This is a genomic window from Cyanobium sp. A1C-AMD (genome assembly GCF_024346495.1).
Taxonomy (GTDB): Bacteria; Cyanobacteriota; Cyanobacteriia; order PCC-6307; family Cyanobiaceae; genus Cyanobium_A; species Cyanobium_A usitatum.
Genome location: NZ_JAGQDB010000094.1, coordinates 1 through 8,196, shown reverse-complemented (window position 1 = coordinate 8,196; position 8,196 = coordinate 1). Strand labels below are relative to the sequence as shown.

Genomic DNA, 8,196 nt, shown 5'->3' with positions numbered 1-8,196 from the left:
GGTGTGGCACGAGGCCAGGCGGGCGGGGACCCCCAGGCGTCGCTTGATCACGGCGACATCGGCCACCACGACATCGCGCACGGCGAAGCCATTGGCGCGCATGTGCTGCACCCAGCCCTTGCAGCACCCGCAGCTGGCGGATCGATAGGAGGTGACCGGCATCAGGGCTGGAGCACTGGCGCGTGCCGCGAGCGACCCGCCCCCTGAGACAACGGCAGCAACAGCGCCGACCCCCAGCAGCAGGTCCAGGAACCGCGAATGACCGCGGCTTGATGTCGAGTTCATGGCCTCTGATGCGGGGATGTCTCAACCGTAGAGCCTCCACTCAGGTGGAGAGTCAAGCCCGTGATGACCGGCATCAACCGGCATCGACCGGCTCAGATTTGCTGCGCCCTTGGCCCTTGACTCTCCTGTCAAGGGGAGACCATACCGTTAGGAGGTCTCACCTTGCCGCCATGTACCCATTCCGCTTCACCGCCACCCTGATCGGTCTGGCCTCTGCCCTCACCGTTGCGGCTCCTGCCCTGGCCCAGATGCCCGGTGGCATGAATCACGAAGGGCACCAGGGCATGCCAGGGATGATGAACATGCCTGGGATGTCTGCTCCGGCCGGATCCGCCCCGGCCCATGCCGCCCACGCCCACGACGTGGGCCCGGCCGGTGCCACCTACGACCTGCGCTTCATCGACGGCATGGTGCAGCACCACACCGGCGCCCTTCGGATGAGCGAATTCGTCTTCAACATCGGCCAGCCCGGCGTGGGAGCGCTCGGCAAAACGATCTGGCGCGACCAGGCCAACGAGATCCGGGCCATGGGCCTCTGGCGCAAGGCCTGGTACCCCCAGGCACCCGTTTACCCCGTGTCCCTGGCCTCCGGAGGCGATCCCAACAGCCTCAGCGGCCTCACCCGCATGAGCCAGGCCCAGATCGATGGCATGCGGATGATGGGCGAACTCCCCACCCAGGACAACCGGGTGGTGTGGTTCTTGGAGGGCATGCTCGAGCACCACGGCGGGGCGCTGATGATGGCCCACGACGCCCTGGCCAAGAGCACCAACCCCACGATCCGACGCTTCGCGCGAGGGGTGATCGTGGCCCAGCGCGCCGAGATCATCGAACTGCGCAGGATGCTGGCGGTGGAGGGCTTGCGCAAGCCGGAGTACAGCAAATACGACGCTCTTTTTCGTCTTTGAGCGAAAACCTGGGTAGATCTTTCCTAACGAGCCCCACCGATCAGGAGCAGCCATGATGAACGCGGCGACAATCACCCAGACCCCTGGCCATTCCCACGGGAAGCCCGGAAGCCACGGCCCGCCGCCCACCGGCGGCGGCAAGGGAATGGCCAAGGATCCGATCTGCGGCATGGTGGTTCCCAAGGCCACAGCCCTCAGCGCCCAGCGCGGCGGCCGCGACTACTACTTCTGCAGCCAGAGTTGCCTGCAGACCTTCCAGAATCCCGACCGCGAATTGCGCGTCATGCGCCGCCGGGTGGGCTTCGTGATCGGCGGGGTGCTGGCGCTGGCGCTGTTCCGGGCCGGAGCCTTCATCGCCCTGGCGGCCGGCATCAGCCTGGTGTCCTGGGTGCCGCTGCCGGCACTGCCCTGGATGAGCTGGGGGAAGTGGCTGTTCGTGCTTGCCACTCCGGTGCAGTTCATCGGTGGCTGGTCGTTCTACACCGGCGCCTGGGCGGCCCTCAAGCGCCGCGCCCTCAACATGGATGTGCTGATCGCCCTGGGCACCTCCGTCGCCTACTTCTACAGCGTGGTGGTGGTCTTCGCGCCCACCTGGCTTCCGGTTGGCGTCAATGAACGGGACGTCTATTTCGAAGTCTCGGCGGTGGTGATCGCCTTCGTGCTGATGGGCAAATACATGGAGGAGATCATCAAGAAACGCTCCTCTGCCGCCGTGCGCAAGTTGCTCGATCTTCAGCCCGCCACGGCCACGGTGATCCGCGACGGCATGGAGATGACCGTGCCCGCCGATGCCATCGACACCGGCGAGACGGTGCTGGTGCGCCCGGGCGAGAAGATCCCCGCCGATGGGGTGGTGCTGGAGGGCAGCTCCTCGGTGGACGAATCCTTGCTCACCGGTGAATCCCTGCCAGTGGCCAAACAGGCCGGTGCCGAACTCATCGGCGGCACCGTGAATGGCAATGGCCTGCTCCGTTTTCAGGCCAGCCGGGTGGGATCCGACACCGCCCTGGCCCAGATCGTTCGCATCGTGGAGGAGGCCCAGGCCAGCACGGCCAGCGTGCAGCGCCTGGCCGATCAGGTCACGGGCTGGTTTGTTCCAGCCGCGGTGCTGATCGCCTTCGCGGCGTTTGCCCTCTGGACCCTGGCGGGCCAGTTCAGCAGTGGTCTGCTGGCCTTCATCGCCGTGCTGGTGATTTCCTGCCCCTGTGCCCTGGGCATCGCCACCCCAGCGGCCCTGATGGTGGGGGTGGGCAAGGGCGCGGAGCAGGGCATCCTGATCCGCAGCGGCGAGGTGCTGGAGCGGGCTGAGAAGCTCACCACCGTGGTCTTCGACAAGACAGGCACGCTCACCTTGGGCAAGCCGGTGCTCACCGATCTGGAGCCCCTGGCAAGCCAGTCGGAGCAGGAGGTGCTTCAGCTCGCAGGGTCCCTGGAGCACGGCTCCGAACATCCCCTGGCAGCGGCAATTGCCGAGGCCGTTGCAGCGCGCCATCTGGAGCTGCTGCCGCTGAAGCAGTTTGAGGCCCAGGTGGGCGAGGGCATCACCGCCAAAGAGGGCGGGGACGTCGTCTGGTTCGGCAACCGTTCCCTGGCAAGCCGCTTCCTGCCTCGGCTTCCCGAGCCTGTGGAAGGCCAGCTCGCTGGGCTCGAGGCCCAGGGGAAAACGGCCATGTTGCTGGGGCGCGCCGATCAGATCCTGGGGGTGATCGCCGTCGCTGACACGGTCAGGCCCGAGGCCGAGCAGGCCGTGGCCCTGCTGCGGCGCCGTGGGGTGCGGGTGATCATGCTCAGCGGCGACAACCGCACCACCGCAGAGGCGATTGCCGCCCAGGTGGGGATCACCGAGGTGATCGCCGAGGTCCGGCCTGCCGACAAGGCCGGAACGATCAAGTCCCTGCAGTTGGATGGGCAGAACGTGGCCATGGTGGGTGATGGCGTCAATGACGCCCCGGCCCTGGCCACGGCCAACATCGGCATCGCCATCGGCTCGGGATCGGATGTGGCCAAGGAAGCCGGTGACATCATCTTGATGGGCAACGACGTGCGGCTGGTCGTGACCGCCATCGGCCTGTCGCGGGCCACCATGCGCAAGATCCGCCAGAACCTCTTCTGGGCCTTCATCTACAACGGGATCGGCATCCCGATTGCTGCCCTCGGCTGGCTGAACCCGATGATCGCCGGGGCGGCCATGGCCCTGAGTTCGCTCTCGGTGATCGTCAACTCGTCGCTGTTGCGTCGCTACCGGGCCGCTTGATCACCAGTGCTTTCGTCCGAGTCCGTCCCCTTTAGCGAGATTCGATGGCTGATCCCAACTTCCTGTCCAGCTGGTCACCACGCCGCCGATCCCGGTGGGTGCTCTATGGCTTTCTCCTGGTGGCGGCCTTCTACCTGCTGCTGGAGCACACAGCGCACACCATTCCCTTCCTTCCCTTCCTGGTGTTCCTGGCCTGCCCGCTGATGCACCTCTTCATGCATGGCGGCCATGGTCATGGCCATCACAGCGCCCCGGAGGGAACGGACTCGCGATCGACCCCTACCCCCAAGTCGTGATGAACCAAAGTGACGCCCCGGCCTATGGCCTCTGGGGACTGGCGGTGGTGAATGCCGCTGTTTTCATCTTCTTTGCCTTCAGTTTCTTCAAGCCAAAGACGCCGCGTGACTGGCGCAGCTTTGGGGCATTCAGCGCCTTCCTGGTGGCCTTGTTTGCCGAGATGTATGGATTTCCACTGACGATTTACCTCCTCTCCGGCTGGCTTGGGAGTCGCTATCCATCCGTGAACTGGCTCTCCCATGATGCGGGACACCTATTGGAAACGCTGTTTGGCTGGCGGGTGAATCCGCATTTCGGCCCCTTCCATATCGCCAGTTTCGTGCTGATCGCTGGCGGCTTCATGCTCATCGCCAGGGGCTGGGACATGCTTTATGCCGCCCAGCAAAAGCATGAACTGGCGACCACCGGCATCTACGCGCGTCTGCGTCACCCCCAGTACCTGGGCCTCATTCTGGTGATGACAGGATTCCTTCTGCAATGGCCCACGTTGCTCACCCTGGCGATGTATCCAGTGCTTGTGGTGATGTACCTGCGCCTTGCAAAGCAAGAGGAGCGGGAGGCTGTGCGCGAGTTTGGAGATCGCTATCGGGACTATCTTTCGGCTGTGCCGGGCTTTCTTCCCTGGCGGCATCGGTAAAGGAACTTCACAGAGAAGGATTCATTTCGGCCTGCCCCCGGCTGCCACGGAGATCCAGATGACCAGCCGCAAAGACACAAGCATTCGGTGGCCAAGTGACACCTGCCATAGAAGAAGCATTGATGCGTGCCTCGACGATCAATGCTGCATGGAATGGCATATCGTTGTCTCGTATACATTTTAATGGTTAAATGAATAGCCTGGTGAAGCAAAGGCTTGTGGTCAAGAAAAGTGCACGAATTCTCGCTGCACCAGAAACAAATCTGTTTCTCTTTGCCTTTCTGCTCAACTTCGTTTACGAGGTTTGGCAGTCTCCATTTTACGAGTTCTACGCAAGTCCATCCCTGGGCGACAAAGTTATTGACTTGACCCACTGCGCCTTTGGCGATGGGGTCATCATTCTCTTCAGCAGTTGGACTGTGAGCGCGTTGATGCGTTCGCGGTACTGGGTGCTGACCCCAACCTGGAAGCTGACGCTCCTGTTTACCGGTATCGGCCTTCTGATCACGCTTGCGATCGAAACCTATCGAGTTAATGTTTCCAAGGCCTACGGAGTGCCGATGCTGGCAGTGCCCCTACTAGGCATGAGTGCACTTGCCGTCATTCAATGGATCGTCTTGCCTGTCATCATCCTCTACATGGCTCGCCGGCACATGTTGGGATATTCGGGGCAAAACTTTCACTAACCCGTGGCATCATTCGCGGCTCCTGCTTCTTCTTTTGATACTCAATGTGGCATTGCCTTTGATGGCATAGATGATGCGTGCTCCCCATCAGTCGTTCAGTGTCTACGAAAGCTGTTGGCATCACTTCATTTCCATCGACCCTGTGGCCTGATTACCAGAAGATCATCCGCCGCATTCCTGGCGGAGATGAGTTCAAACCGAGTCCATGCATTTCGAAGTGGTTGTGGAGGTTGAGCTTTTTGTTGTCGTTGCGTGTCAGGCTCAGAATCCTCATTAATACCCTCCTCCTGAGCGGCCTGATCAGGCCGCTGGCGGCGGTTGCTTCATCCCCCTGCGGCGGCCCAGCAGCAGTCCCATGCCGGAGCCGATCACGAACAGGGTGAGCAGCGCCAGGACCGAGGAGTACCAGGGCTGCAGATTGAGGAGGCCGAAGTTGCCCGTGTGCAGCTTCATCAGCCAGAAGGCCTCGATTCCCTGGGCCGATAGGGCGCCGTACAGGGAGCCGGAGAGCGCCGTGAGCAGCAGTGGCAGGGCTGCCAGGGGCACGAGGCTGCGGTGCACCCGGCGCATCAGGTGATGGTGCCTCACTCCTTATCCATTGCCTTGTGCAGATCCTGCATGTTGGCGCAGGGCATCCAGAGGGAGCCCATCGCAAAAGCCCCCTTGCACTTGAGTTCGGCGGCGCGTTTCTCCGCCTCCTGCTTGGTCTTGAACATGCCCTTCATGTGCGCCGCAGCGGGTGCGCTGACGAGCAGCGGAGCGAAGGTCGCCGCTACGAGGGCCGCCAGCAGAGCCCAACGGTTGGTCTGCTGGAAGGGGCCGGTGGAGTGCTGGGTCATTGAGATTGCGAGGGGATGGTCAGTGACAGAAAAGGGACTGCTGGTGTCACTTCTCCTTGGAGACGGCTTTCTCATAGACATCGAAGTTCTGGCAGGGCATCCAGTCCTTGCCCATTGCAAAGGCGCCGCTGCACTTGAGTTCCTTGGCTCGCTGTTCCGCAGCGGCCTTGCTCGGGAACATGTCGTTGGCCTGAGCGCGGGCGGCGCCGGGGGCCAGGGCAACGCCTGCCGAGAGGAGGAGAGCCAGAGCGATGGGGTTCACGGAATGCCGGAAGAACGAGGTGAACACCAGCTTAGAGTCTCCCTATGGCAGGAGAGTCAAGCCCATGGCAGCTGTTGGCATGAAAACCGGCATGAAGATCGGAGCCCTGGCCGGCCGCAGTGGTCTGCCGGTCAAGACCCTGCGCTACTACGAAGACTTGGGTCTGCTGCCGGCGATCGGCCGCAGCGAAGGCGGGTACCGCCTCTTCGCCGAGGAGAGCCTGCAACGCCTGGAGTTCATCCGCCGGCTCAAGACCCTCGGGCTCAGCCTGGAGGAGATCCAGGACTGCCTGGCGGTGCACGATGCCGGTGAGCTGCCCTGCGGCGACATCCAGGTCCAGCTGGGGCGCCAGATCGAGCGGATCGATGGCCAGATCAAGGAGCTGCGGCAGCTCCGCAAGGAACTGCAGGGCCTGCTGGCGGGCTGGCAGAGCGGTCCAGCCAAGGATGACGCGGTGATCTGCCCCAATCTTCACGTCTGAAGGCTGATCGTGACGTTCGGCCCATACGCAGCGAATGGGCACACCGATTCGATGAAGCCATGACCCGAATCCGTGTCCGACTCCCTGCTAAGTGCCCATGCTGAAGAAAGGCACAAGCAAGGGAGAGAACTGATGGGCCATCACCATGCCGCGTTGGACCAGAAACGTTCGGCGGCGCTCAGGCTCGCGGCCGCTGCAGGGCTGGGAGCGCTCGTTCTGTCGCTGGAGGCTCCAGCGCGCTCGGTGCCGCCCCAGGTGGTGGCCCAAGCCGGAAGCGGGATGGGAAGGGGACTAAGCGGTCCGGGGCGGATGGCGGCCCAGTCGATGGATCAGCACTTCATCGTGATGATGATTCCTCACCATGACGGGGCGATCGCCATGGCGGATCTTGCCCTCACCCGCGCGCGCAAGCCCGAGATCAAGGCCCTGGCCCGCAGCATCAAGGCCAGCCAGAGCCAGGAGAACGCCCAGATGCGGACCTGGTACCGGCAGTGGTTTGGCGGCGATGTTCCCAGCTGGACGACCGGAGGAGCCATGGGTATGGGCGGCATGGGGATGGGCATGGGTGGTGGCATGAAGATGGGCGGCATGGGCATGGGGATGGGCGGCATGGGCATGGGGATGGGCGGCACTGAAGAATGCCGCCGACTTCGATCGTGCCTTCATCGAGCAGATGATTCCGCACCACCGCATGGGCGTGATGATGGCCTCGATGGCCCAATCCAACAGCCAGCATCCGCAGCTGCGGGAGCTGCAGCAGACCATGGTTCGGGTGCAGAGCCAGGAGATCGAACAGATGGCGCAGTGGTATCGCAGCTGGTACGGAACGTCCTGATGCCAGCCATGGATCCGTTCTTCATCCTCGACACTCCGAAATCCTTCGAGGAGGCCAGTGCCGCCCTCCAGGAGGCGGTGGTGAACCAGGGCTTCGGCGTGCTGGCCGTCCATGATCTGGGCAACACTCTGCGCAGCAAGGGCCTGCCGTTCCCGGAGCAGTGCCGCATCTTCGAGGTGTGCAACCCCCAGCAGGCCGCCGCGGTGCTCAGCACCACGATGGCGCTCAACATGGCTCTGCCCTGCCGGATCTCCGTCTACACCGAAGCCGGCCAGACCCGCCTCGGGATGATCCGCCCCGAGGCGATGCTTGCTGGCCTCTCGGCCGATCCCGCCCTGAAGGTGCTGGCACGAGCGGTGTTGGCCTCCACAACGGCGATCATCGAGGCCGCTGCGGCTTAGCTAGCGGCAGTATCTGAGCGGCTGCGAGACCAAGGAGTCTCTGGACGCTGAATTTCGGGCCAGCCGGCTGCGCTACAGGGTCTGGCAGGTGCCGGGTGGGATCACCCGCCCCTGGGACTACCGCCGGGGCCGCAGAGGCGCCGTGATCCCCGATGGCACCACAGGGGTGGTCACCGCTACCGCTGTAGGGAGATCGGCTCCTATGCCCGCGCCCAGGAACTGCTGCGCCAGGGGCACACCGATCTCGATGGCAACGGCAATGAGGAAGCCTGTGAATCATTGCGCTCACTGGGTTTCTGCAGGTACGGGAA

10 protein-coding genes and 2 pseudogenes are annotated in these 8,196 nt (G+C 63.4%); 8 read left to right on the top strand and 4 right to left on the bottom strand.

Going from position 1 to position 8,196, the window contains the following annotated elements; genetic code table 11:
* Positions 1 to 285: pseudogene (locus KBY74_RS12375) on the bottom strand (hypothetical protein); the annotation flags it as partial.
* Positions 286 to 455: 170 nt separating this feature from the next.
* On the opposite strand from KBY74_RS12375, the gene KBY74_RS12370 reads away from it, so the two are divergent.
* The 5 genes from KBY74_RS12370 (at position 456) to KBY74_RS12350 (ending at position 5,067) form a co-directional block, all read left to right on the top strand.
* Positions 456 to 1,193: a DUF305 domain-containing protein gene (locus KBY74_RS12370; protein WP_254942952.1), complete on the top strand. Its 738-nt coding sequence runs from the start codon at positions 456 to 458 to the stop codon at positions 1,191 to 1,193.
* Positions 1,194 to 1,245: 52 nt separating this feature from the next.
* Positions 1,246 to 3,447 (top strand): heavy metal translocating P-type ATPase, encoded by a 2,202-nt coding sequence (locus KBY74_RS12365; RefSeq protein WP_254942951.1) that lies wholly within the window; start codon positions 1,246 to 1,248, stop codon positions 3,445 to 3,447.
* Between the two features lie 44 nt (positions 3,448 to 3,491).
* Positions 3,492 to 3,743, top strand: coding sequence for a DUF2933 domain-containing protein (locus KBY74_RS12360; protein WP_197169816.1), 252 nt, complete (start codon positions 3,492 to 3,494; stop codon positions 3,741 to 3,743).
* Positions 3,743 to 4,381, top strand: coding sequence for an isoprenylcysteine carboxylmethyltransferase family protein (locus KBY74_RS12355; RefSeq protein WP_197169815.1), 639 nt, complete (start codon positions 3,743 to 3,745; stop codon positions 4,379 to 4,381). Before KBY74_RS12360 ends, KBY74_RS12355 begins: the two co-directional genes overlap by 1 nt.
* Before the next feature lie 191 nt (positions 4,382 to 4,572).
* Positions 4,573 to 5,067 (top strand): hypothetical protein, encoded by a 495-nt coding sequence (locus KBY74_RS12350; RefSeq protein ID WP_231596989.1) that lies wholly within the window; start codon positions 4,573 to 4,575, stop codon positions 5,065 to 5,067.
* Positions 5,068 to 5,367: 300 nt separating this feature from the next.
* Here KBY74_RS12350 and KBY74_RS12345 read toward each other — a convergent pair whose 3' ends face one another.
* From KBY74_RS12345 to KBY74_RS12335, 3 genes are read right to left on the bottom strand one after another with little or no spacing between them, the layout of a single operon-like run.
* Positions 5,368 to 5,637, bottom strand: coding sequence for a hypothetical protein (locus KBY74_RS12345; RefSeq protein WP_197172286.1), 270 nt, complete (start codon positions 5,635 to 5,637; stop codon positions 5,368 to 5,370).
* A gap of 14 nt (positions 5,638 to 5,651) precedes the next feature.
* Positions 5,652 to 5,906, bottom strand: a complete 255-nt coding sequence (locus tag KBY74_RS12340; RefSeq protein ID WP_197169814.1) for a DUF3721 domain-containing protein — start codon at positions 5,904 to 5,906, stop codon at positions 5,652 to 5,654.
* Positions 5,907 to 5,952: 46 nt separating this feature from the next.
* Positions 5,953 to 6,168 (bottom strand): DUF3721 domain-containing protein, encoded by a 216-nt coding sequence (locus KBY74_RS12335; RefSeq protein ID WP_254942949.1) that lies wholly within the window; start codon positions 6,166 to 6,168, stop codon positions 5,953 to 5,955.
* A 64-nt stretch (positions 6,169 to 6,232) separates the two neighbouring features.
* Here KBY74_RS12335 and KBY74_RS12330 point away from each other — a divergent pair, with 64 nt between their 5' ends.
* The 3 genes and pseudogenes from KBY74_RS12330 (at position 6,233) to KBY74_RS13900 (ending at position 7,885) form a co-directional block, all read left to right on the top strand.
* Entirely contained in the window at positions 6,233 to 6,649 is a 417-nt protein-coding gene (locus tag KBY74_RS12330; RefSeq protein WP_254942948.1) for a heavy metal-responsive transcriptional regulator, read from the top strand.
* 132 nt (positions 6,650 to 6,781) lie between these two features.
* A pseudogene (locus KBY74_RS13905) lies at positions 6,782 to 7,484 on the top strand (DUF305 domain-containing protein).
* The gene (locus KBY74_RS13900; protein ID WP_396123190.1) at positions 7,484 to 7,885 is read left to right on the top strand and encodes a DUF302 domain-containing protein; all 402 of its coding nucleotides are present in this window, start codon (positions 7,484 to 7,486) and stop codon (positions 7,883 to 7,885) included. Before KBY74_RS13905 ends, KBY74_RS13900 begins: the two are co-directional and overlap by 1 nt.
* The last annotated feature ends 311 nt before the right edge of the window (positions 7,886 to 8,196 follow it).

What these genes read in the sequence shown, in the direction of transcription:
- KBY74_RS12370 (WP_254942952.1), top strand. Translation starts at nt 456, where the DNA reads ATGTACCCATTCCGCTTCACCGCCACCCTGATCGGTCTGGCCTCTGCC.
- KBY74_RS12365 (WP_254942951.1), top strand. Translation starts at nt 1,246, where the DNA reads ATGATGAACGCGGCGACAATCACCCAGACCCCTGGCCATTCCCACGGG.
- KBY74_RS12360 (WP_197169816.1), top strand. Translation starts at nt 3,492, where the DNA reads ATGGCTGATCCCAACTTCCTGTCCAGCTGGTCACCACGCCGCCGATCC.
- KBY74_RS12355 (WP_197169815.1), top strand. Translation starts at nt 3,743, where the DNA reads ATGAACCAAAGTGACGCCCCGGCCTATGGCCTCTGGGGACTGGCGGTG.
- KBY74_RS12350 (WP_231596989.1), top strand. Translation starts at nt 4,573, where the DNA reads ATGAATAGCCTGGTGAAGCAAAGGCTTGTGGTCAAGAAAAGTGCACGA.
- KBY74_RS12345 (WP_197172286.1), bottom strand. Translation starts at nt 5,637, where the DNA reads ATGCGCCGGGTGCACCGCAGCCTCGTGCCCCTGGCAGCCCTGCCACTG.
- KBY74_RS12340 (WP_197169814.1), bottom strand. Translation starts at nt 5,906, where the DNA reads ATGACCCAGCACTCCACCGGCCCCTTCCAGCAGACCAACCGTTGGGCT.
- KBY74_RS12330 (WP_254942948.1), top strand. Translation starts at nt 6,233, where the DNA reads ATGGCAGCTGTTGGCATGAAAACCGGCATGAAGATCGGAGCCCTGGCC.
- KBY74_RS13900 (WP_396123190.1), top strand. Translation starts at nt 7,484, where the DNA reads ATGCCAGCCATGGATCCGTTCTTCATCCTCGACACTCCGAAATCCTTC.